20 protein-coding genes are annotated in these 22,531 nt (G+C 50.1%); 7 read left to right on the forward strand and 13 right to left on the reverse strand.

Going from position 1 to position 22,531, the window contains the following annotated elements; genetic code table 11:
- Positions 1–145: 145 nt before the first annotated feature.
- Positions 146–421: a hypothetical protein gene (locus ACJJJA_RS17440; protein WP_444902894.1), complete on the reverse strand. Its 276-nt coding sequence runs from the start codon at positions 419–421 to the stop codon at positions 146–148.
- Positions 422–570: 149 nt separating this feature from the next.
- Positions 571–1,950 carry an SLC13 family permease gene (locus ACJJJA_RS17445; protein WP_444902895.1) on the reverse strand — a complete coding sequence of 460 codons (1,380 nt, stop codon included), beginning with the start codon at positions 1,948–1,950 and terminating at the stop codon, positions 571–573.
- A gap of 400 nt (positions 1,951–2,350) precedes the next feature.
- On the opposite strand from ACJJJA_RS17445, the gene ACJJJA_RS17450 reads away from it, so the two are divergent.
- The 3 genes from ACJJJA_RS17450 to ACJJJA_RS17460 all read left to right on the forward strand — a co-directional run bounded on the left by ACJJJA_RS17450 (position 2,351) and on the right by ACJJJA_RS17460 (position 4,374).
- Positions 2,351–3,022: an outer membrane beta-barrel protein gene (locus ACJJJA_RS17450; RefSeq protein WP_444902896.1), complete on the forward strand. Its 672-nt coding sequence runs from the start codon at positions 2,351–2,353 to the stop codon at positions 3,020–3,022.
- Positions 3,023–3,231: 209 nt separating this feature from the next.
- Entirely contained in the window at positions 3,232–3,831 is a 600-nt protein-coding gene (locus ACJJJA_RS17455) for an SLATT domain-containing protein (protein ID WP_252082895.1), read from the forward strand.
- 24 nt (positions 3,832–3,855) lie between these two features.
- Positions 3,856–4,374, forward strand: coding sequence for a TrmH family RNA methyltransferase (locus ACJJJA_RS17460; protein ID WP_444902897.1), 519 nt, complete (start codon positions 3,856–3,858; stop codon positions 4,372–4,374).
- Positions 4,375–4,454: 80 nt separating this feature from the next.
- Here the strand turns inward: ACJJJA_RS17460 and ACJJJA_RS17465 are convergent, their stop codons facing one another.
- From ACJJJA_RS17465 to purL, 3 genes are all read right to left on the reverse strand, one after another.
- Positions 4,455–5,336: an aldo/keto reductase gene (locus ACJJJA_RS17465; protein WP_252082898.1), complete on the reverse strand. Its 882-nt coding sequence runs from the start codon at positions 5,334–5,336 to the stop codon at positions 4,455–4,457.
- 300 nt (positions 5,337–5,636) lie between these two features.
- The gene (locus ACJJJA_RS17470) at positions 5,637–5,960 is read right to left on the reverse strand and encodes a TfoX/Sxy family protein (RefSeq protein ID WP_252082900.1); all 324 of its coding nucleotides are present in this window, start codon (positions 5,958–5,960) and stop codon (positions 5,637–5,639) included.
- A 464-nt stretch (positions 5,961–6,424) separates the two neighbouring features.
- Positions 6,425–10,291 carry a phosphoribosylformylglycinamidine synthase gene (gene purL, locus ACJJJA_RS17475; RefSeq protein ID WP_444902898.1) on the reverse strand — a complete coding sequence of 1,289 codons (3,867 nt, stop codon included), beginning with the start codon at positions 10,289–10,291 and terminating at the stop codon, positions 6,425–6,427.
- 413 nt (positions 10,292–10,704) lie between these two features.
- On the opposite strand from purL, the gene mltF reads away from it, so the two are divergent.
- Positions 10,705–12,180 (forward strand): membrane-bound lytic murein transglycosylase MltF, encoded by a 1,476-nt coding sequence (mltF, locus tag ACJJJA_RS17480; protein ID WP_444902899.1) that lies wholly within the window; start codon positions 10,705–10,707, stop codon positions 12,178–12,180.
- 18 nt (positions 12,181–12,198) lie between these two features.
- Positions 12,199–12,591, forward strand: coding sequence for a hypothetical protein (locus ACJJJA_RS17485; protein ID WP_444902900.1), 393 nt, complete (start codon positions 12,199–12,201; stop codon positions 12,589–12,591).
- Between the two features lie 93 nt (positions 12,592–12,684).
- Here ACJJJA_RS17485 and ACJJJA_RS17490 read toward each other — a convergent pair whose 3' ends face one another.
- Genes ACJJJA_RS17490 through mtnP form a run of 6 tightly spaced genes read right to left on the reverse strand, consistent with a single transcriptional unit; the run spans position 12,685 to position 18,091 of the window.
- Positions 12,685–13,326, reverse strand: a complete 642-nt coding sequence (locus ACJJJA_RS17490; RefSeq protein WP_444902901.1) for a TIGR04282 family arsenosugar biosynthesis glycosyltransferase — start codon at positions 13,324–13,326, stop codon at positions 12,685–12,687.
- Positions 13,319–13,993, reverse strand: coding sequence for a TIGR04283 family arsenosugar biosynthesis glycosyltransferase (locus ACJJJA_RS17495; RefSeq protein WP_444902902.1), 675 nt, complete (start codon positions 13,991–13,993; stop codon positions 13,319–13,321). The genes ACJJJA_RS17490 and ACJJJA_RS17495 overlap by 8 nt, the downstream gene beginning before the upstream one ends.
- Before the next feature lie 42 nt (positions 13,994–14,035).
- The gene (locus ACJJJA_RS17500; RefSeq protein WP_444902903.1) at positions 14,036–15,511 is read right to left on the reverse strand and encodes a dihydrolipoyl dehydrogenase family protein; all 1,476 of its coding nucleotides are present in this window, start codon (positions 15,509–15,511) and stop codon (positions 14,036–14,038) included.
- A gap of 7 nt (positions 15,512–15,518) precedes the next feature.
- Complete coding sequence (locus ACJJJA_RS17505; protein ID WP_444900097.1) at positions 15,519–16,202, reverse strand: TVP38/TMEM64 family protein; 684 nt, start codon at positions 16,200–16,202, stop codon at positions 15,519–15,521.
- Positions 16,203–16,238: 36 nt separating this feature from the next.
- A complete protein-coding gene (gene arsS / locus ACJJJA_RS17510) occupies positions 16,239–17,186 on the reverse strand; it encodes an arsenosugar biosynthesis radical SAM (seleno)protein ArsS (protein ID WP_444900096.1) in 948 nt (315 codons plus the stop codon).
- A 5-nt stretch (positions 17,187–17,191) separates the two neighbouring features.
- Entirely contained in the window at positions 17,192–18,091 is a 900-nt protein-coding gene (gene mtnP, locus ACJJJA_RS17515) for an S-methyl-5'-thioadenosine phosphorylase (protein ID WP_444902904.1), read from the reverse strand.
- Positions 18,092–18,347: 256 nt separating this feature from the next.
- On the opposite strand from mtnP, the gene ACJJJA_RS17520 reads away from it, so the two are divergent.
- Together ACJJJA_RS17520 and ACJJJA_RS17525 are read left to right on the forward strand one after the other, a co-directional pair.
- The gene (locus ACJJJA_RS17520) at positions 18,348–18,911 is read left to right on the forward strand and encodes a DUF2239 family protein (protein WP_444902905.1); all 564 of its coding nucleotides are present in this window, start codon (positions 18,348–18,350) and stop codon (positions 18,909–18,911) included.
- Between the two features lie 12 nt (positions 18,912–18,923).
- Positions 18,924–20,297, forward strand: coding sequence for an MATE family efflux transporter (locus ACJJJA_RS17525; RefSeq protein ID WP_444902906.1), 1,374 nt, complete (start codon positions 18,924–18,926; stop codon positions 20,295–20,297).
- Between the two features lie 176 nt (positions 20,298–20,473).
- On the opposite strand, the gene ACJJJA_RS17530 is transcribed toward ACJJJA_RS17525, so the two are convergent.
- Both ACJJJA_RS17530 and sucD read right to left on the reverse strand, forming a co-directional pair.
- Positions 20,474–21,193, reverse strand: coding sequence for a M12 family metallopeptidase (locus ACJJJA_RS17530; protein WP_444884077.1), 720 nt, complete (start codon positions 21,191–21,193; stop codon positions 20,474–20,476).
- Positions 21,194–21,658: 465 nt separating this feature from the next.
- Positions 21,659–22,531: a succinate--CoA ligase subunit alpha gene (sucD, locus tag ACJJJA_RS17535; protein WP_020412684.1), complete on the reverse strand. Its 873-nt coding sequence runs from the start codon at positions 22,529–22,531 to the stop codon at positions 21,659–21,661.

The following is a 22,531-nucleotide window of genomic DNA, read 5'->3' on the forward strand; positions in this document are numbered from 1 at the left end:
GGAGTGAGCCTATCATAGCCTCTTCTCCCACCTTTTTTAGAAGGCCGTTAATCAGTAGGGGAGCTCTTACAATTGGCTTGATCACCGCAGGGATGTAAAGTTGCCTCCATACATCAGCGCATAACAATCTACGAATCAATCAATCTCAGGTGAGCTCATCAATCATACGCATCGCATCCTGAGCACCATAGGATTGCCTTCTGGTAGGTTCAGCTTCAGATGGCGCTTGGGCCTGGCTCTGTGAATGGCCAGAAGGCTTGGCAACATTCACCACTCGCGCCATCGCTTGGTAGGGGTAACCCGCATTAAACGCCAAGCCACCAATCGGCTTCCAGCCCTCATTCAGCAGCTGGGTAACTTCCTCTTCCAAACTGGAAAAGCCAGACTTCCCGACGGCAATTTTATACTCAGCTTTCTTCACATCTACCTCCTGTACCGCATGTTTTTCCGATTACGCCATTCACACTCTGTAACCGGTACATAACCTTATTAGGCTCAAAGGGGCGGAGTTTAAAACACTTACCACCCACTCTAAAGTAATGGATACCAGCCCTAGAGAAACCTGTGAACTCAACCCGGTAAAATCAACCAGCTCATCCCCGCAATAATCAACGATGCGGTCACGCTGAGTACCGCCCCCTCGCGAACCATATCCTGTATCCGCACTTTACCAGTCCCGTAAGCAATGGCATTCGGGGCCGTGGCAACAGGCAACATGAAGGCACAGCTGGCACTCATAGCAGCGGGGATCATCAATACCATAGGTTCAAAGCCCGCAGAGGTCGCCGCCACAGCGAGAATGGGCATGAGTAGAGTCGCGGTAGCTGTATTACTGGTGATCTCTGTAAGAAAGGTAACTCCCAAACATAGAATCACCAACATCAGCCATAGTGGCATGGCAGTAAGAAAGGACAATCCATTACCGAGCATGTCGCTTAAGCCAGAAGTTGAAAATCCTTTAGCCAGGGCAATACCACCTGCAAATAACAACAACATACCCCAGGGAATGGTTTCCGCTGTCTGCCAGTCCAGCAAGCGCCCTCCTTTGCCATTGGGTACCAGGAACATTGCCACCACTGCAGCGAGGGCTACGGTACTGTCTCCCGCCGCTCCTATCCCCAGCCAGTCGCTCCAGCCACCAAACGGTGCATTACGGGTTACCCAGAAGAAAATAGCGATGGCGAACACTAGCAAAGTGCGTTTCTCCTCAGCCCGCCACTCACCGACTTGGGGCGGCTCAATTTTATTCTTCAAGTGAACATTGCGGGTAAGCCAGAGGGCCATTATCGGTAAAGTTACCAGGGCAACCGGTACCCCGATCTTCATCCAGCCAAGAAAGCTAAACTCCCGACCGGTGACCTCTTCATATATTCCCATGAAAATGACATTGGGCGGTGTCCCCAGAGGCGTCCCCACACCTCCAAGGCTTGCTCCATAGGCAATCCCCAGAACCAGGGCAACAGTGAGGCGCTGATTATCAATACGAGAGAGAATTGCCAGAGCAATGGGTAACATCATCAGGGTTGTGGCGGTATTGGAAATCCACATACTGAGGAAACCAGCGGCCAGCATAAAACCGAGCACCAAGCGCCTACCGCTAGATACCCCAAAGATACGCAACATATACAGAGCCAATCGTTCGTGGGCACCACTCTTTTCAAGGGCTTTCGACAGAATAAAAGCGCCCATCAAAAGCAGAATCACATGGCTACCGAGGGATGCCGCAACAGTCTTATGATCCGTCACACCAAATAGGGGTAAAAGCACAAATGGCACCAGAGAAGTGGCGGGAATAGGAAGCGCCTCTGTTACCCACCAAGTCACTGTTAGCAGGGTGATCGCTGCCGTTACTGCCGGAAGATACTGCATCCCCAGTAGAGTCAAAAAAATGTAAAACGCTACAGCCAGTAACGGCCCCAAGACGATAAATTGTTGCCGCGCAATCGACATACCAGCTCCCAATTCACCCCTAGCCAGAAGGGTTAACTTTCTTATTGATTTATTCCCCAGGTGAATTTGGTGAGCAGTGCTACCCCTCTCATCTGGAGCTGCACAAAATACAAGAAATCGAGGGGCTTTCGCAGCCTTGACCTGAAGAAAATACTCCAGGAAGGGGGCATATTTAAATAAGCAGACCTAATAGTCATGGGGGAAGAGCTCAACCGCCGTCACCAAAAGACAAGCCCAGTGTCATAGCAATGAGAATTTTCGCTCCAATCCAGTAATGAAGGACCCTTTCTACTTAACGCTTAATTTGTACAGATGTACAATGCGCGCCAATCATGACTTTACGACCTTTGCTGCTTGCTAACACCCAAGCGCCTGTCGACTGACTGAATTGAGGTACCCCTTGAATCATATCGCTCTCACCGCCCTAATCGCATTAGTTAGTAGCGGCGTTTACGCAGAGGAGAAGCCTTTTTACCTAAAAGCCTCACTGGGTAATATGCAGTTTGATAGCGAAGACTCCACTGCGATAAGAGAGGACCTCCACTCAACCGGCTACGCATTGACTGTTGGCTATCAGGTAAATAACTATATTGCCTTCGAAGGCGGTATAGCGAATCTCGGCAATATCCACAGAGACTATGAACAGAGCGCTCACGGCCTCGAGTGGCACAATGAAGATGAAGTATTAATAGAAAACTACGATTTCAGAAGTCAGCAGGAATCCAAATACAATTCTTATAGCTTAGGATTAACCCTTTCGACGCAAATTCAACAAAACTTAAATGCCGGAGTTCGCTTTGGTGTACACCAGTGGAATGAAAATAACAGCGGCCAGGCTGAAGACACCGGCAACCGCAGCGTATACAGCCTAGACCGCGAGCTCTTGTATGCAGAGTCCTACGATAGGTCTTATAGCTGGAGCAATGAGAAGGACAGCGGCAGCAACCCATACTACGGTGCTGAAGTTAAGTGGAAGAACGGTGACTGGGGCATCAACCTGGAACACACCATCTACGAGATTAAAAAAGAGAAGGCCAACCTGTCTTCTGTCGGCGTAACGTATAGCTTCTAGGCAATTCACTGCCAGCTCCTATTTGAAGCCCTCAAATTGAGGCCTTGTAAGGCGGGTGCTCACTAACCGCCAGCACAAGGCCCACTAAACCCTCAGTGTGTAAATTAAACACCTCAATCCCAATCTTCCCTGCTCCACCCTGTACATCTCATTTTTATCCGGCAAACTATCGCCCTCCAAAAATAACACTAAAGGGGCAGAAGGGATTCATGAGCACGATACCGAATACCGTGGCAGTACTGGACAAACTGCGCTGGAATGCCCATCTGTGTAAGCACAGCCACTTCCGCGCCTCTATGAAGGGGCGCAATCTGCATGTGCTCTGCGGAGTCCCCATAGTGGTGGTCAACTTATTCCTCGGCTCTCTATTCTTTTCCCTAATCAATGCGGAGCTTCCTGACTGGACCAAGTGGAGTGGCGCCGCTTTAGCCTTGCTGGCTGCTTTACTGGGGGGAGTACAGACTTTCTTCAACTTCAAGAAAAACTATGAGGGACACCGCCAGGTGGGTAATGAATACCTAGCCATTGCCAGAGAATGTGAACGGTTAATTGCCCTCTACTTTGATCGCATTCTCGACCTGGAGCACCTCTCCAATAAAATTTCCGAACTCAATACCCGCTACAGTGAAATTAATCAACGGGCCGAAGAATTTATTGTCTCCGACAAGGTTTATCGCCAAGCGATGCAGATACAAAGCCAAAAGGCCAGCAAGGAGCCTTCTTTAGTGGAGCGCATGAGGAATACTTCTTTCGAAGAAGCTAAAATAGGCTCACAGGTAGAGAGTTCCCAAGAACCTCTCAACAGTTAATAGTCATTTTCAGCAGCGGTAACTATGCAGAAAGAGCACAGCGATCATTCACCCAGCAAACACAATTTTCCCCTTTGCTATTTGGCCACTGATATTCGCACACCCAGCAATATCGGTGGACTCTTTCGCATTGCCGATGCCCTGGGCGTAGAGAAAATTTACCTGGCTGGAGATAGTCTGCTACCACCAAACTCCAAGATCCGTAAGGTATCCCGCTCAACTGAGCAGCACATTCCCTATCAACACGAGGAAGATGCCCTAAAAGCCGCCTTAGCACTACGGGAAGAGGGATACCGGATAATCTGTTTAGAGATCACATCCAGAAGCGTTGAACTGGGTCAAGCCCCTGTCGTTGAGGGAGATAAGGTCTGCTTGGTTTTGGGGGCTGAAAAAGATGGAATTGCCTCCGAAATACTGGAAATAGCCGATGCAACGGTGCACATCCCTATGCATGGGGTTAATTCCTCAATGAATGTCACTTCGGCCTGTGCTATCGCAAGTTATGAGCTATTAAGAAAGATGACTTCCTCTCGGTCCGCTTAAAACAACAAACTTCTTTACAGAGTTATAGACACAACGGCAGGATAAATAATTTATCTCCTTCCGTTATTTAAATTCTGCCCTCAATCCGGTACTTTTAAAGTTATATTTTTCTTGTGTACATAATCCGGATCACCGCCAAGCCGCTTGTTACAATTCAAGTTGTTAATCGACTGGATATCGGAGTTACTCAGATTAAAATCGCTTAGTAAGAAGTTAGTTCCTATATGCTCTAAAGATTCCGATTTAGGTATAACAATACGATGCTGCTGAATATTCCACTTTAAGATGACTTGTGCCGGCGTAGCTGAATGCTTTTCAGCAATTTCAGCGATCACCGGGTCCATTATCGGCTTCTCAGCCAAAGGCACCTCTGCCCAGCCCCCGGTACCCAGTGGGGACCAACAACTAATTGCAATTTTATGAAATTGACAATAGTCAACTAGTGGTTGCTGGGTGAAATATGGATGCAACTCTATTTGGTTAATAACCGGGCGAACTTCGGCAAAAGATGCTATTTGCTCAATATCTGATTTGCGGAAATTTGATACCCCTAAAGCTCGAACTTTTTTCTGTTGGTATAGCCCCTCCATCGCCTCCCAGGTTTCCCGTGTATAAGCGGGAACGGGCCACTGGATTAAATAAAGATCCAGGTACTCCAGTTTCAAACGCTCCAAGCTTCGTGCAAAAGCATCGTGAGTCTTCTTTCCTCCCTGCTCGGTATCCCAGACCTTACTGGTAATAAACAGTTCACTCCTGGGGATACCCGACTCCTTGATAGCTCGGCCCAAGGCGCGTTCATTGCCATATAAAGATGCCGTATCGAAATGCCTATAGCCAATTGCCATGGCCTTTAGGATTACCTCGGTGACAAAACCATCATCTTGCTGCCAACTACCTATCGCAGCCATCCCCATTCCGATTTGGGGAATCTCCACGCCATTATTTAATTCGATAAAATACATACTCGATCCCTTGCCAAATGCTGCAGTCTCTACCCACAACAAACAGCCACCCTTGTTCTAATTACGCCCGGCGCTGAATATAGGTGATACAAGTTGTTAGCGACGAAGTTTTCAAATAAATAGACATTTAATTAAAAAGAAAAAAAGAAATACACCACTCTCGATTGCATAAACGATCTCAATGTCATTTGTCGAAATATTTCGAGAATAGTGCACTCTTTTTTGCGAATCGATATAAAAACCCAAGTGCAAAAGCCAGGAAATCTTGGCTACCATTGCATCTCTATTCTTTGCTTTATGTTATTTAGGCGGTAGAGACCCCGCGAATTCCACCCCCCGATTTACCCACTCATCGAGGTCCTGCTCCACTGCATCTTCCTCCACATAGACCATCCCCTTTAGAGGGCGACCGGTATAATCCATAGGGCGAGTATAACGCTCAGCCAAAGCATCCTGATAATTATCCGGCCCCACCCGCACCATCAACTCTTCACCAACCACACCACAAGCCATATTGCCATTTAACATAAATGCGAGGCCACCAAACATCTGCTTTTCAGAGAGCCCCTGACTTCCCTGTAATAAATTGCGCACTTTTTCTGCTAGTGTTTCGTTGTACGCCATGACAATCTCCTTAGTCACTGTTGCTAGGTAGGAAAAAGAATTTTTGGTACTGCTGGGATCTGCGCCAATAAAAACGCGACAAGCGAAAGATCAGTCGAAGGGAATTTATGAGTAGCGCCCCATGCCGAATTTCTGCATAGAAGCCAATTAAAAAATTGTGAATCGATACAGATAACTGCACCATAGCGAGAAAAGTTATTTCGAATAATCCTTTAAGTGTAGCAGGAAATATCCAAAGCGCCCCAAAAAGTAAATCGTGCCAGATGCAAACACTGACAAAACCATAAAAAATCAATTAATAGTAAAAATACACTCGACACTGAATTCGAAGAATCACTATCGATTTTGAAGGGCGATTTAACAGCTGATACAGGCGGCATATCCTTATGCCACAAAAATCCATTTACCTGCCTAGAGAATAATTTGCACCCCGACAGAATTGTGAGGTGCAGAAGAGAATCGGCTTAGTCGACAAATACCCGTGCATTGCGGAACAAGCGCATCCAGCCGGAATCTTCTTTCCACTCATCTGGATGCCAGCTGTTGCTGACAGCTCGGGCAACACGCTCAGGATGCGGCATCATAATAGTCACGCGGCCATCCTCAGAACTTAGGGAGGTAATACCATTGACCGAGCCGTTGGGGTTGGCAGGATAAGTTTGGCTGATTTCCCCTTTGTTATTCAGGTAGCGCATCGCGATAGTGCCAGAAGCTTCACACTTCTCCAGCGCCTGCTGATCGGCAAACTCCACGCGCCCCTCACCGTGAGCAACGGCAACCGGCATGTAAGTACCCGCCATACCTTTAAACAACACGGAAGGTGAGTCTTCAATGCCTACCAATGCGAAGCGCGCTTCATACTGCTCAGAGAGGTTGCGCACAAAGCGCGGCCAGTGATCCGCACCAGGAATCAGCTCTTTGATCACTGAGAACATCTGGCAACCGTTACACACCCCCAAGCCGAAGGTATCGTTGCGATTGAAGAAGCCTTCAAACTGATCGCGAGCACGATCATTAAACAGAATGGTTTTAGCCCACCCCTCACCGGCACCCAGTACGTCGCCGTAAGAGAAGCCACCACAGCCCACCAAACCTTTGAACTCGTCCAAAGCGATACGGCCGGACAGGATGTCACTCATATGTACGTCGACAGCGTTAAAGCCGGCGCGGTGGAAAGAGTGCGCCATTTCCACTTGGCTGTTCACACCCTGCTCTCGCAGTACAGCAACTTTCGGGAGAACACCTTTAGCGATATAGGGCGCACTGATATCTTCGTTGATATCGAAAGTAAGATTTACTGTCAGGCCCGGATCTTCCTGGGCGATTGCGGCAAATTCCTGCTCGGCACACTCAGCGTTATCGCGCAGGGATTGGATACGGAAGCTGGTTTCCGACCAGATCTGCTGCAATTCAGCACGGGAGCGCTTGAAGATTTCAACACCGTTATTGGTGATGCACAGGTGTTCGTTATTATTCAGGTAACCGATCTTGTGGGTAGGTACACCGACAGCGGCAAAGCGCTGTACCAGCATATCCGCTTCACAAGCGGGAACCTGTAATACTGCACCCAACTCTTCACTGAACAGCGCGGCAATCGGGTCTTCACCCAATTCATAGATTTCCACATCCATACCCACGCGGCCGGCAAAGCCCATTTCCGCCAGGGTTGTGAATAGACCGCCGTCGGCGCGGTCGTGGTAGGCCATGATCAGGTCTTCGTTCAGAGCCTGCTGCACCACCTCGAAGAAACTTCTCAGCTTCTTGGCATCATCCAGGTCTGCGGGCTTGTCGCCCAACTCGTTGTAGACCTGTGCCAGACAGGAAGCGCCCAAACGATTTTTGCCAGCACCCAGATCAACCAACAGCAGCTCACTCTCACCTTTATTGGTGCGCAGCTGCGGGGTCACTGTTTTGCGTACATCGGTAACCGGGGTAAAGGCAGAAATTACCAGAGACAGCGGTGCGGTGACTGCCTTCTGCTCGCCCTCTTCCTCCCAAGCAGTGCGCATAGACATGGAGTCCTTGCCCACTGGGATGGTAATGCCCAACTCGGGACACAGCTCCATACCCACCGCTTCTACGGTGCGATAGAGTTTTTCCTCTTCACCCGGGTGACCCGCAGCGCACATCCAGTTGGCGGAGAGTTTGATATCGGACAGCTGCTTCACTGGGGTACAGGCGATATTGGTAATTGCCTCACCCACGGCCAGGCGACCAGAAGCCGGTGCATCCAACAGCGCCACCGGGGTGCGCTCACCCATAGACATGGCTTCACCGGCGTAGCTGTCATAGGCAACAGTAGTCACCGCACAGTCCGCTACAGGTACCTGCCAGGGACCGACCATCTGATCGCGGGATACCTGGCCGGTTACAGTGCGGTCACCAATGGTAATCAGGAAGCTCTTGCTGGCCACCGTAGGCAGGCGCAGCACACGCTCAGCCGCTTCGTTCAGGTCGATATCCGCGGTGGAGAAAGCCTTGGCTTCAACCTGGCGAGTCTCTGCTTCGCGGTGCATGCGCGGCGGCTTACCGAACAGTACCGACATCGGCAGATCCACAGGCTTGGAATCGAACTTCTTGTCATTCAGCAACAGGTGCTTGTCTTCGGTAGCCTCACCAACAACAGCGTAAGGCGTACGCTCACGCTCACAGATTTGCTCGAAACGCTCCAGGTCTTCCGGCATAACCGCCAGTACATAGCGCTCCTGGGATTCGTTACACCAGATTTCCAGCGGGCTCATACCCGGCTCATCACAGGGCACATTGCGCAGTTCGAAATTACCGCCGGTACCGCCATCTTTCACCAACTCGGGGAAAGCATTGGACAAACCGCCCGCACCCACATCGTGGATAAAGGCAATCGGGTTGCTCTCACCCAGCTGCCAGCACTGGTCGATCACCTCCTGGCAGCGACGCTCGATTTCCGGGTTCTGGCGCTGTACTGAAGCAAAATCCAGGTCTTCAGAGCTGGAGCCGCTGGCCATACTGGAGGCCGCACCACCACCGAGGCCAATCAACATGGCCGGGCCACCCAGGACTACCAGCTTGGCGCCGGGGGAAAACTCGGGCTTTTCTACATGCTCTTCGCGGATATTGCCGTAGCCGCCGGCCAGCATAATCGGCTTGTGATAGCCGCGACGCTCGCCATCGAAATTCTCTTCAAAGGTACGGAAGTAACCGCAGATATTCGGGCGGCCAAATTCATTGTTAAATGCTGCGCCACCGATGGGGCCTTCGATCATAATGTCCAGAGCTGTAACGATACGCTCGGGCTTGCCGTAATTGGACTCCCAGGGCTGTTCCCAACCGGGGATCTGCAAGTTGGAAACGGTAAAACCGGTCAGGCCCACTTTCGGCTTGGAGCCGCGGCCCACCGCGCCCTCATCGCGAATTTCACCACCGGCACCGGTACCAGCGCCGGGGAAAGGAGCAATTGCGGTGGGGTGGTTGTGCGTCTCCACCTTCATCAGCAGATGAATGGCCTCATTACTGAAACCGTATTCCTTGCTTTCCGGGTCTGGGTAGAAACGTCCAGCCACGTTGCCCACCACAACTGCGGCATTATCCGCATAGGCAGACAATACGTTGTCGCCGCCTTTTTGGTAGGTATTCTTAATCATGCCAAATAGAGAATGCGGCATTTCTTCGCCGTCGATAGTCCAGGAGGCATTAAAGATTTTATGGCGGCAGTGCTCGGAGTTCGCCTGGGCGAACATCATCAGCTCCACATCGGTGGGGTTGCGATCCAATTCCTGGAAGCTGGTGAGCAGGTAATCAATTTCGTCTTCGGCCAGGGCCAAGCCCAGTGTCACATTGGCAACTTCCAATGCCTCGCGGCCACCTTCGAGAATATCCACACCACGCAGCGGGCGGGGCTCTTCTTCTATAAACAGCTGCTCAGCCTGTTCGAGCTCGGTAAAGACCACCTCGACCATACGATCATGTAGTTGTGAGGCCAGCGCCTGGCGCTCGGCCTCGCTAAGCTCAACCCCACTCAGATAGTAGGCAACACCACGCTCAAGCCGATGAATTTGGGTGAGACCAGCATTATGGGCAATATCAGTGGCCTTGGAAGACCAGGGAGAAATAGTGCCCGGGCGCGGCACCACTAGGATCAGCTCGCCTTTCGGCTGGTGCTTCTCTTCGCTGGGGCCGTACTGGAGTAGCCGCTCAAGCAGCGCCATCTCCTTGTTATCCAGTGCGTCGCTATCGGCGAAGTGTACGAACTCGGCGTAAAGATCGTCGATGGTCGGTAGCAGCGCGCGCAGTTGGTTGAGTAGTTTTTTATGGCGGAATTTCGACAGTGCGGGAGCACCACGCAGAACTAACATTGCGGGAGATAGCCTCTTGTCTAAATGAGAAAGATTGCGCGAAAGAAGAATCGCACAAGGCCCCGGAAATTTGAGAGGCGCAATTGTACCCGAAGCGCCGCAACTCCAACACACCCGCCCGTCACTTGAGTACACATGAACTAAATAGCAATCAATGTGTTCAAAAGGCGAACAAAACCAATCGTAAATTCACCGATTTTATTAGGGGGTTAAAACTCCCTACAAAAGTCTTAATGGCATTTCAAGCGCCCATGTCACAGTGTCCTAAAGCCAAATTGGGCAGATTGTCGTCAAATAATGTAAAATTGGCAGACTGTGCCATCATTGGCGAGGAAAGCCCTGGCGGAAATACCCGCAGCAGGCCTTAGGCATAACAGCGATAAAACCAACGGACGAGCTAGAGGGGACAGCCTATGATGATGAGAAGCCGAGCGCTGCGCTATGTCCGCCGCGTGTGCAAAGGTATCGCGCTATCCTGCTGTGCCTCCCTATTAGTTGCCAGTAAAGCACCGAATACCCTGGAGCGAATTAAAGCTTCCGGTGAACTTGTTGTCCTCTCGCAAAACGGCCCCACCACCTATTACGAAGACGCCTCTGGCAATCCCACCGGTTTTGAGTACGGCATGCTGCACGCTTTTGCCGAAGAGCTGGGAGTCAAGCTGGTGATTCGCGATGTGCACAGCCTGGATGATATGTTCGCTCGCCTGCGCGATCCCGAAGAGGGTGCCCATTTTGCCGCCGCCGGGCTGACAGTGACCCCGGAGCGCCGTGAACAAGTGCGTTTCTCCCCTTCTTATTTCGAAGTTCGCCAACAGATTATCTACCGCCTCGGAGAAAAACGTCCTCGCAGAACCAGTGACCTTGAAGGTAAGACCATTGCGGTTATCGCCGGCAGCGCCCATGCCGAAGAATTAAAAAAACTCTCACAGCGTTACCCCAATTTGCGCTGGGAAGAAGTTTCTGATGTCGACGCTATGGAGCTGGTAGAGATGGTACACCAGGGCCAATATAGCTATGCGGTGGTGGATTCCAACGCCTACGCTGTGCACCGTGGGCTCTACCCCAAAACTGGAGTGGCTTTTAATCTCAGCCAGTTCCAACCGGTTTCCTGGGCTTTTCCCAAGAGTGACGACGACAGCCTCTATCAGCGAGCACGACTGTTTATGTTGCGTGCCAATACTAACGGCATGATCGCACAGCTGCGCGAGGAATTTTTTGGTCACGTCAGCGAACTGAATCCCGGTGGTGCCCAGGCATTCGCCAGGCGTAGCCGCGAGCGACTGCCCAAGTGGCGCGGAGTTATGCAAAAAGTGGCCGATCAATACGAGTTGGATTGGCATCTGTTGGCTGCACTCAGCTACCAGGAGTCCCACTGGAATCCCCGCGCTCGCTCACGCACTGGGGTTCGTGGCCTGATGATGCTTACTTTGAATACCGCCAAAGAGCTGGGGGTCAACCGCCTCAACCCGGAAGAGAGTATTGAGGGCGGCGCTCGCTATATCGTGCATATCCGCAACAAGCTACCGGAACGCATCCGCGAGCCCGACAGAACCTGGATGGCTCTGGCCGCCTACAACGTGGGCTACGGTCATCTGGAAGATGCCCGCGTACTCACCCAGCGCATGGGCGGCAACCCGGATCTGTGGCCGGATGTACGCGACCATCTGCCACTACTGGCCAAGCGCCAATATTACAAATCTACCAAGCACGGCTACGCACGCGGCTGGGAGCCGGTCACCTATGTGCAAAATATCCGCCACTACCAGGCTCTGCTGAGCTGGACCAGCCGTATCGAAGAACAACGCCTGGCGGCCAATGATGAAAACGGTGGGATTCTTGCAGAAAACAGCGCAGTGGAAACGGAAGGTAGTGCCGCACCCGCGCTATAAATTACAGGCGCCAGAGAGATGGAAGACACTGTTAAAGAGATCGAGAAGTTTATCGATTATCTTGTACAGGCAGGAGTCCACTGCCGAGTGGATGAGTTGGAGAGCGTCTACCACAGGAATATGCAGGTCTTCATGCTCGATGATTCTGACCAGTTGACCCTGGCCGATAAGAGCGCATTTATCGATTTATTCAAACACAAGCGCGATGCCGGTGAATTGCCACTGAACAGCTGGACAAAAATTCACCATGTGGCAGCGAACAACAACTCTGCGCTGGTAATATTTTCCCGAAAAAATAACTTAGCTGGCCAGGAAAGAAAATTAAGGCTGGGCATCGACCTAGTTTATGAGGATGGGCGCTGGCAAGTCATTCGGGAAATCATCTTTCTGGAGCCCCCCTACCCTAGCTAACTCCTTCGTAGCAGTTACACTGGCCGCCCCCTATAAAAGGCCCACTGTACAACGGATAATTTGTTGAATCCCCACCTGGCTAGTAGAAACCAGCTAGCTTTCCGCTTGAGACACTCCCCAGGCACAAGGCAAAAACTGCAAGTCCTCTGGCTCATCAATATCTGGTAGCACTTCCAAACACCGGCAGAGCATTGCACATTCCTGTAGGCGCTCCAGGGTTTGCTGGGCAACCACCTCCGTGCTCCAGGAAATGTCCTCAAACAATCTCCAGTGCACCCACTTGAGCCCCAACAGGGTGTATCCACCATCTTTTGCCGGGTACATAACTGCATCGGCATTCTTTAGCGCAACGGCCGCCTTACGCAGACGCGCGGCCGTTAATGCAGGGCAATCTGTGCCCAGTAATAAAAGTCCCTGGCCCGCCACCTGATAAGTATTGGCCGCTTGCCACAAACGCTGGCCTAGGTCGCCTTGCGTCTGATTATGCAGAGTTACCCCCCTGGGTAGGGCTAGTGTTTGCCAGAAGGGATGCAAGGAGTCCGGTGTAACATGTAACTCTACTGGGCCGAGGTCGGCTTTTACTGCTTCCATTAATGTCTGCTGCAACAAACGCTCAGCCAAAGAGGCAGCACCCTGCTCCCCAAGAGCTGGAATCAAACGGGTTTTTGCATAGCCGGGAAGGGGCGCCTTAGCCATTACCACCAAACGCAGAGAGGGCAGAGAAGAGTTACTCATAGCGTTTTGCCAGACACTCCGCCGGAACGCCGCGCCAGTAATCGAAACGCAAACGCCACATTAACAAGACTGTGCGCCAAATTCCGAACTTTTGCCAGCGGCGCCCAGAGGTAGTGACTCTCTGACGCAGACAGTGGGGCCGCACTATTTTTAACAGTTGCCGGCTCAACTCAATATCTTCCATCAGTGGTTGCCGGGCATAACCTCCCACCTCATTGAAGAGGGAGCGGCGAACAAAAATCGCCTGATCACCTGTGGCGATCCCACTCAAACGAGAGCGCCAATTAATCATGGTAGAAATCAGGGGAAACCACAGGCTGTCTCCACTGATACGAATATTAAAACGTCCCCATTGTGCCCCCCTAACCGAGGCAGAGGCAATGGCACTCAGAGCACCTTGCGGTAGGCGAGTATCCGCATGTAGGAATAACAACCAACTGCCACAGGCAACCGAAGCACCCGCATTCATTTGAAGCGCGCGTCCACGTTGGGATTGAATTACCCGCAACCCGGCTGCAGCGGCTATCTCTGCACTACCATCACTACTGCCACCATCAACCAGGATTATTTCACAACTGCTGTATGCGACCAGCTCCCTCAGTTGCGCTACCAGCTTGGGTAACTGCTCCCGCTCATTTAACAGGGGCACAATAACACTGTATTGCACTATCTTGCCTCAACTCCGCCTCATCCCTTTTTTACTTAGGCCTTACCCCAGTCTCCACTGGTGAAATTTTTCCAACCAGCGCAGCAAGCGTTTGGGTGCATTGGCCCGCTTCCAGTTTCCTGCAACAAATTTATTGCCTTCGGTCATTGTCGGATAGATATGAATGGTGGATAGGATTTTATTCAGCCCCAGCCCCTGCTTCATAGCAAACACAAACTCGGCGATAAGCTCTGCCGCATTTTCACCAACAATTGAAACGCCTAATATTTTATCTTTACCTGGTACTGTTATTACTTTAATAAAACCCTGTGCCGCCCCATCTACAATAGCCCGATCCAGATCATCAAGATTATAACGAGTTACCTCATAAGCAATATCATGTCGCTTGGCCTCGAGCTCACTGAACCCAACACTGGCCACCTCAGGATCGATAAAAACTGCCCGAGGTACCAGCGAATAATCTACGGCAAATTTCTTGATATCACCAAAAAGGCCATTCACTGCAGCATACCAGGCTTGGTGCGAAGCCATATGGGTAAACTGATAGGGACCGGCAAGATCCCCAGCCGCGAGAATATGGGGGTGGCGAGTGCGCAGGAAAGTATCGGTTGTCAGTTTACCATCCTGTAACAAATCCAATTTTTCTAGCCCGAAGCCCTTGGTGCGAGCGCGCCTGCCAAGTGCCAGGATAACCTCATCAAATGTCACCTGTGTTTCACCCTCGGCATTACGTAAATGTAATGTGCTCTCCTGGCGATCTTTATTGCCACTAAAAGAAACTGCCTCATGCCCAGTGAGAAGACATACCCCTTCAGATTTCAATGCCTTGGCAACAGCCTCCGATACTTCGTGGTCTTCCTGGGGGAGTAGACGTTCATCCCGCTCAATCAAGGTCACCCGAGACCCCAAACGGGTAAATGCCTGGGCCAGCTCACAACCAATGGCACCGCCACCCAGTAATACCAATCTATGCGGAACCTTATCCAGTTCAGCAAACCTATCCCAGAGTGTTTCACTCGTCAGATAATTAACTGTATCAAGGCCGGGGAATGGCGGCACTATAGGCTCGGCACCAGTAGCCAGGATAATGGCACGCCCACGCAAAGATCTTTCACCGCCACTTTTCAAAGTGATATCAACTGTCCAGGGATCAACCAATCGTGCATAGCCTTTTATCACTTCCACACCGAGCTCTGAATAACGCTCCACGCTGTCATGAGGCTCTATCTGCTGGATAGATTCACGCACATGCCGCATCACCCCAGGAAAATTAATCTCCGGTTCCGGCAGCCGCACACCGAAATTACCCGCAGTACGTGCGGAGTGCGCCACACGAGCACACTTGATCAATGCCTTACTGGGCACACAGCCGGTATTCAGGCAATCCCCCCCCATGTCCCCAGACTCAATTAATGTCACCTTAGCTTTTACTGCCGCAGAAATATAAGCACTGACCAACCCTGCAGCACCTGCTCCGATAACAATAATATTACGGTCAAACTTTTTAGGTTTTTTCATTGGAGTCTCACTTGGCCTCGCGGCGACGTTTAAGCCAGTTGAGGAAGTATTTTGCCAACAGAGGGAAAATACCCAGCAGCGCAAAGGACAAAAGCAATTGAGGAGAAGCGATATCTTTAAGGCTTTCTATTCGGGCGAGTTGCGTTCCCGCATTCACGTAGACAATTGTGGCCGCAAGCATGCCTAACTGGCTCACCCAATAAAATGTCCAGACTCTCAGGTGGGTTAACCCCATCAAGATATTAATCAGAAAAAACGGGAAAATAGGTACAAGGCGCAGGGCAAAAAGATAAAATGCGCCTTCCCGCTCAATACCTTTATTCACAACTTGGAGGCGTACCGCAAACCTTTCCTGAATATAATCGCGAAATAAGTAGCGGGCCATAAGAAAAGCCAGAGTGGCACCGATACTGGAAGCAAAAGACACAATAACAGTGCCCCACAACAAACCAAAAATCGCACCAGCGGCTATGGTGAGAATAGCCGCGCCAGGCAAGGACAAGCCGGTCACCAAAATATAAAAAATTAAAAACAGGAAACTCACTAAAAATGGTGAGGCCGCTTTCCATTGCTGGAACTGCTCTCCGCCTTCCTGCAACTTGTCTAGACTCAACCAGTGATGTAAATCAAGTGCGTAAAAAGCAATCACCAATACCGCGATAACCACCAACAGCAGTATTTTTTTACTCATAGTATTCCTGCCCTATGGCTATAAAACCCTTTCCTCTTACAGAGCTCCACCACAGCTACTACCCTGCCCCGCAGTACAGCCATAGCAGTGATCTGCCACTGCAATCGCGCTCCCCTGCAGATTCTCATCGAGTAAATCATGCAGGTGCGGCCTACCTGGCACAGGAATATCTAGCTGCTGATTAAAATCGCAATCGAATAGATTCCCCTGCCAGTCAACACTCACCAGGCTGCGACACATAACGCCATCGAGATTTTCAGCGCTATAACTGTCACGTAATAAAGTCATATAATCTTTAAACTGCCCCTTGGAAATCAACATGGAACCAAAGCGCTTGATGGGCATATTAGCGAGCGCAAACAATTGATTGAACTCAATATTAAATTGCCTTCTCAATTCTCTGCGATAGTCCGCCTCCAGGACACTCTGCTCTGGGGGTAAGAAGGGGCCTTGAGGGTTGTATACCAAATTTAACTGCAAACCACTGTCTGGCTTGCCATAACCCAGTTCATTGAGCTTTTGCAGACCGGCAATACTCTTGTCAAAGACCCCTTTGCCCCGCTGTTTATCGACGTTATCCATGGAATAACAAGGAAGGGAAGCGACCACTTCCACATGATTTCGGGCGAGAAACTCCGCAGTATCTTCCTGGCCTGGCTCGAACAAAACTGTGAGATTACACCGATCAATAACCTGCACTCCCAATGCCCGTGCAGCACTGACCAAGCCGCGAAACCCCCAATGTAATTCCGGTGCGCCACCAGTGATATCCAGTCTCCGAATACGGCGCTTCTCAATGACCTCCAACAGCAGTGCCAGGTTTGCATCCGACATCATTTCCGTGCGATTGGGGCCCGCGTTTACATGGCAGTGCACACAAGACTGATTACAGCGATAACCAATGTTGAGCTGCAGGGTTTCGATAGTACTGCGGCGTATTGCCGGGAAATCAGATATTTCAAGTAACGGCAGTGTTTCATGCATATGTCTCAGTGCTCCACTTCTTCCAACACTGATTGTGTCGGTTCAAGCAGTGGTTTTATTACAGCGAGCTGGCCCTGCGGCATTGTTTCCACAGGTGTGACCAATCCACTGGTCAATGCCGTATGGGCAATGGAGTCAGGTTTCTCCATACCCAATAATCGAATGGCCTCTGCTGCTATCAACTGGGCACGCGCAGCATTTTGCTGCAGATTGGCGATCGCCACTTCCGCGGTAACCGCTTGCTCACGAGGGTGCCAACAGTCGTAATCGGTGGCCATTGCGAGTGTGGCGTAGGCAATCTGCGCCTCTCTCGCCAATTTTGCCTCTGGCATATTAGTCATACCAATAACCGACGCCCCCATGCTGCGATACCAATGGGATTCCGCTCGCGTTGAGAACTGTGGCCCCTCAATGCACAAGTAACTACCACCCCGATGTAACTGCACCGGCTGCTCGGCCTGGGTGGAAGCAAAGGCCCGCGCCAGACAATCCGCCACTGCGGAACATACGGGGTCTGCCATAGAGACATGGGCTACAGCGCCACCACCAAAAAAAGTGCCCTCACGCTTGCGCGTCATGTCGATAAACTGATCGGGAATCAACATATCCAGTGGCCTGACCTTCTCCTGCAGAGAGCCAACCGCAGAGAGAGAGAGCAGATAGCGCACACCCAACTGACGCAACCCATGGATATTTGCCCTGTAGGGCACCTCAGAGGGGATCAGCCTATGACCGCGTCCATGGCGGGAGAGAAAGGCAACCGGGATACCCTGCAGCTTGCCACACAGAATCGGATCCGATGTCGGGCCAAATGGGGTCTCCACTTGAACCTCTTGCACATCAGTCAGCCCCGGCATTTCATAGAGACCACTCCCCCCAATCACACCAACCAGTGCTCTAGCCATGTTCACTCCTAAGTAGTTAGTTTTTCCGCAGTATAGAATTGAGCAATGACCCTGTATATCGCCAGATAGGGTGCAAAATACTCCCTAAGAACGCACCTAGAGCCAGAAATACTCACGGTAATCCCACCGATAGTAGTCCTTCAGCACATACCAGTAGATTTTGCGAGAGACCTTTGCTGTACATAGACAAATTGATTGCCTATATTTACCCGGGTAATATTATTTTGCCCGGATAAATTAATAGGAGACTTTTGTTGTGCCAGAATACGTAGCCATTGAGCGACAACAACTGATTGCACGGGGCACACTGGAGTCGATCGTTCGCCAGGTAAAATCCCGTGAAACACCACTTGAACCCATGGTTTTTTCAACCGATAACTGCCAAAGAATCGAGATCGATTGGCAAGGCGATATTGAGACGGTACTAACCAGATTGAAGCCCAGCACAACACCTACCAGTGCAAAGCGAGGGCGCCCAAAGTTGGGAGTCATTTCCAAGGAAGTCACATTGTTACCCCGTCACTGGGAGTGGCTGAGACAGCAACCAGGCGGAGCCTCCGTAACCCTGCGCAAGCTGGTGGAGCAGGCCCAGAAAGATATTTCACTCGAAGAGCGTATCACCACAAGCCAGCATCAACTCGATAGATTTATGCTGCAGGTTGTTGGTGACGCCCCAGGCTTCGAAGATGCCAGCCGCTCCCTCTATCGAAATAGCAAAGTAAGCTTTGAAAAAGCCATCCGAGCCTGGCCAGAAGAAATCAAACACTTTGTTTTGGCCAAATTTAATGATATTGCAGAGATACATAGTGGAAATAAGTAATAGGGATCGTATATGAGCGAACAACAAGACAACATTTTCCTCAAGGGTGCACTTTTACCGGTTTTCTTCAAAACAGCGGCACCGATCATTTTTATAATGTTGGTAAACGGCTCTTTTACCCTGCTGGATGCTTATTTCCTGGGGGAGTATGTAGGCCCTGACGCACTGGCAGCTGTCACCCTGACATTTCCAATGTTTATGTTGCTAGTGGCACTATCCTCCTTAATATCGGCTGGCTACTCCAGCGTTCAGGCCAGACTCTTGGGCGCGGGAAAAACAGATAAGGCAAAACAGGCTTTCTCTCAGGCAATCACCTTGGCACTGTTAGTTTGTGGCCTTCTTATGGTGCTGTTTACTCTTGGGGGTAAACAATTGACGATGTTAGTAGCCAATGGCTCCCAGCCGTTGGCGGATATGGGCTACACCTATTTAACAGTTCTTGTTTTCCTATCTCCCGCCCTATTTATTGGTTCCGTAAACTCCGACACATTACGCTGTGAGGGGAAACTATCGTTGATGGCGATAGTTTCTTTAAGCTCCATACTTCTTAATATCGTTTTTAACTATATTTTTATTGCCCATTTTCAAATGGGAGTAGCGGGCTCCGCTTATGGAACAGCATTGGCTCAATCAATCGCCCTGATGATAGTGGCCGGCTATCGTCATTACGGAAAAACAGTCATTGATACACAGGTCATCCGCCTCTCCTATGAGAAACAATATTGGAGAGAGTTTCTGTCCTTGGGCTTACCGGCTAGTTTGAGCTATATCGGCGTTTCCCTCACCTCTATGGCAGTTATATTCAGCCTACAGGCATGGGGAGCGGAAAACTATGACGCTACCGTTAGCGCCTACGGTATTACCACTCGGATTATGACTTTTATTTTTCTACCCCTACTCGGCTTAAGCCAGGCTTTTCAAACGGTGGCTGGAAATAATGCTGGCGCAAAGATCTGGTCGCGAATGGATAGTAGTATCAATATCGCCCTGACTGCGGCATTCGGCTACTGCCTGCTGCTTCAACTAGCTGTCATTATTTTTAAAGACACTTTAGGTGGGCTATTTGTTAACGATCCTCTGATCATTGAAGAAGTAGCGCGTATCCTGCCAATGATGACTCTGGTTTATTTCTTGGCTGGCCCCCTCATGATGGTTAATACCTTCTTCCAGGCGATTGGTGACGCCAAACGAGCAGCCATTCTCGGACTGGCAAAAACTTATATATTTTTACTGCCTTTGATAGTGCTACTACCTCTGGCCGTTGGTGAAGTTGGAATCTGGTATGCAGGGCCCATTGCTGAGTTATTACTACTTAGCCTGACGGCTTTTATTCTTTACCAACGCAGTCGCACACACGGTCACAAATACGGTTTGTATAGCACCTAGCAGTACCGAATACTTCAGCGGCACTGATAGAAAATGTAATTTATCTTTTAGTAAATTTTGCGCCTAAGCCTAAAGAGCCAGAAATTTAGAGGGTACGTTTAGAGAAGAAAATAAAAACGTAAAAAAGGGAGGTGCTGACTCCCTTTTTTAAGTCACCTTCGCAGCAACAAACTGATCTACACCATTGGCATCGCAAAAGATCTTGGTAAGGTCAAACGCCTGCCATCGTACAAATAGGAAAGCATATTTAAATCACCCGCGCTGGGATTCCAACTTGAATTATTTACCTGGTTGGGGGTAATTTTACAACCGCCTGTCCTGGTATTTTCCCTGACCCCCAGCGCTTGGGCTTGAGCATCGTACATCATGATAGACTGGCCATCGAATGACGAGCCATGAGTCATAAAGCGTGCCATTGTCTGGGTGCGGGTTTGCACTTGTAAAGAGTCCAGAGTGCTCTGCACTGCCATGGGAGCATCTGAACGCATATGCTCGTGGGCCAATCCCAGGGTATGACCAATTTCATGTGGAAGCGAGGCAATCGCAGCCCGATTCCCTCTCCAATTAACACCGCAATACTGATTTGTTGTATTGGTATAACCTACGGTGGCACTACTATCATTATCCCGGATAGTAATCACACCCTGCCCGGCCGCTCCCACCTGCAAAAATTTAATCGCCGCAAACTGAAACGCCCGATAAATACACAACTCCCAGCGGGACATGGCTTTCTTAACCGCCGTTACATAGCCAGCATCAAGATTATTCGGTACGTAATATTTAACGATCCCATTGGGCCAGACTCCGCCAACATCCTCATTTCTATCCAAAGAAAAACCACTAAAGACCAACTTATATGAAATATTTCGAATATTTTTATCTATTGATAGTCCCATGCTGTGAACCTCCACATTTATTAGGTCATTATTTTGAGAGTTAATAAATCCTTTATCTAACTTACAACCGGACTCTTAAAAACCAACCTCCGCATTTGATCCCAACAAGGAATTTATACCCCAACAAATTCACAACACCTAGAAAAAATTAAATAACCCCTAAAACACCCCAAGAAAAAATAAAAATAAGATACTTTCTCAAACAACAATAAATATCATTCAATATTTAATTGCATAAAAAAGAAAAAATATGAAAAAACCACAAGACAGAAGAAAAATATCAGCAAAATGCACAGAAATAGCGAGTAGCCTGATAATTAAAATGGCTGCGCAGAGAAATTAAGCTGGCAACAAAAGAAGCCAGGGGAAAGATTGGCTCGGAATTAGGATGACGGTTGAGTTTAATAAACAAAAAAAGGCCACCCAAAGGGTGGCCTTTTTTTGTGCTAGCCGGCTAGTAATTACTTACCAGCCAGTAACTTCCTTCAGAGCGTCGCCGATCTGAGCCAGGGAGCGCACGGTTTTAACACCAGCGTCTTCCAGAGCAGCGAACTTCTCGTCAGCGGTGCCTTTACCACCGGAGATGATCGCGCCCGCGTGACCCATACGCTTGCCGGGAGGAGCAGTTACACCAGCGATGTAGGAAACTACAGGCTTGGTAACATTTTCCTTGATGTAAGCAGCGGCTTCTTCTTCAGCAGTACCACCGATCTCACCGATCATAACAATCGCTTCGGTCTGCGGATCATTCTGGAACATTTCCAGGATATCGATGAAGTTGGAGCCCGGGATGGGGTCGCCACCGATGCCCACACAAGTGGACTGGCCAAAGCCGTAGTCGGTAGTTTGCTTAACCGCTTCATAGGTCAGGGTACCGGAACGGGAAACGATGCCCACTTTACCCGGCTTGTGGATGTGACCCGGCATAATACCGATCTTGCACTCACCCGGAGTGATAACACCCGGGCAGTTCGGGCCGATCAGGCGCACGCCCAGCTCGTCGCACTTCACTTTAGCGTCGAGCATATCCAGAGTCGGGATACCTTCGGTGATACAAACAATCAGCTTGATACCAGCGTTGGCCGCTTCCAGGATGGAGTCCTTACAGAAAGGCGCAGGTACGTAAATTACGGAAGCTTCAGCGCCGGTCTTCTCTACCGCTTCTTTAACGGTGTCGAATACTGGCAGGCCCAGGTGAGTCTGGCCGCCTTTACCCGGAGTTACACCACCAACCATCTTGGTGCCGTAAGCAATCGCTTGCTCGGAGTGGAAAGTACCCTGGGAGCCGGTGAAGCCCTGGCAGATTACTTTAGTGTCTTTGTTAATCAATACTGACAT

The organism is Microbulbifer mixtoriginis (SeqCode), from assembly GCF_052466865.1.

Bases quoted from the DNA above. Each gene is read 5' to 3' on its own strand.
- arsS (WP_444900096.1), bottom strand. From the start codon at position 17,186: ATGCATGAAACACTGCCGTTACTTGAAATATCTGATTTCCCGGCAATA.
- ACJJJA_RS17525 (WP_444902906.1), top strand. From the start codon at position 18,924: ATGAGCGAACAACAAGACAACATTTTCCTCAAGGGTGCACTTTTACCG.
- ACJJJA_RS17455 (WP_252082895.1), top strand. From the start codon at position 3,232: ATGAGCACGATACCGAATACCGTGGCAGTACTGGACAAACTGCGCTGG.
- ACJJJA_RS17530 (WP_444884077.1), bottom strand. From the start codon at position 21,193: ATGGGACTATCAATAGATAAAAATATTCGAAATATTTCATATAAGTTG.
- ACJJJA_RS17460 (WP_444902897.1), top strand. From the start codon at position 3,856: ATGCAGAAAGAGCACAGCGATCATTCACCCAGCAAACACAATTTTCCC.
- sucD (WP_020412684.1), bottom strand. From the start codon at position 22,531: ATGTCAGTATTGATTAACAAAGACACTAAAGTAATCTGCCAGGGCTTC.
- ACJJJA_RS17490 (WP_444902901.1), bottom strand. From the start codon at position 13,326: ATGAGTAACTCTTCTCTGCCCTCTCTGCGTTTGGTGGTAATGGCTAAG.
- ACJJJA_RS17465 (WP_252082898.1), bottom strand. From the start codon at position 5,336: ATGTATTTTATCGAATTAAATAATGGCGTGGAGATTCCCCAAATCGGA.
- ACJJJA_RS17500 (WP_444902903.1), bottom strand. From the start codon at position 15,511: ATGAAAAAACCTAAAAAGTTTGACCGTAATATTATTGTTATCGGAGCA.
- purL (WP_444902898.1), bottom strand. From the start codon at position 10,291: ATGTTAGTTCTGCGTGGTGCTCCCGCACTGTCGAAATTCCGCCATAAA.
- ACJJJA_RS17470 (WP_252082900.1), bottom strand. From the start codon at position 5,960: ATGGCGTACAACGAAACACTAGCAGAAAAAGTGCGCAATTTATTACAG.
- ACJJJA_RS17505 (WP_444900097.1), bottom strand. From the start codon at position 16,202: ATGAGTAAAAAAATACTGCTGTTGGTGGTTATCGCGGTATTGGTGATT.
- mltF (WP_444902899.1), top strand. From the start codon at position 10,705: ATGATGATGAGAAGCCGAGCGCTGCGCTATGTCCGCCGCGTGTGCAAA.
- ACJJJA_RS17485 (WP_444902900.1), top strand. From the start codon at position 12,199: ATGGAAGACACTGTTAAAGAGATCGAGAAGTTTATCGATTATCTTGTA.
- mtnP (WP_444902904.1), bottom strand. From the start codon at position 18,091: ATGGCTAGAGCACTGGTTGGTGTGATTGGGGGGAGTGGTCTCTATGAA.
- ACJJJA_RS17445 (WP_444902895.1), bottom strand. From the start codon at position 1,950: ATGTCGATTGCGCGGCAACAATTTATCGTCTTGGGGCCGTTACTGGCT.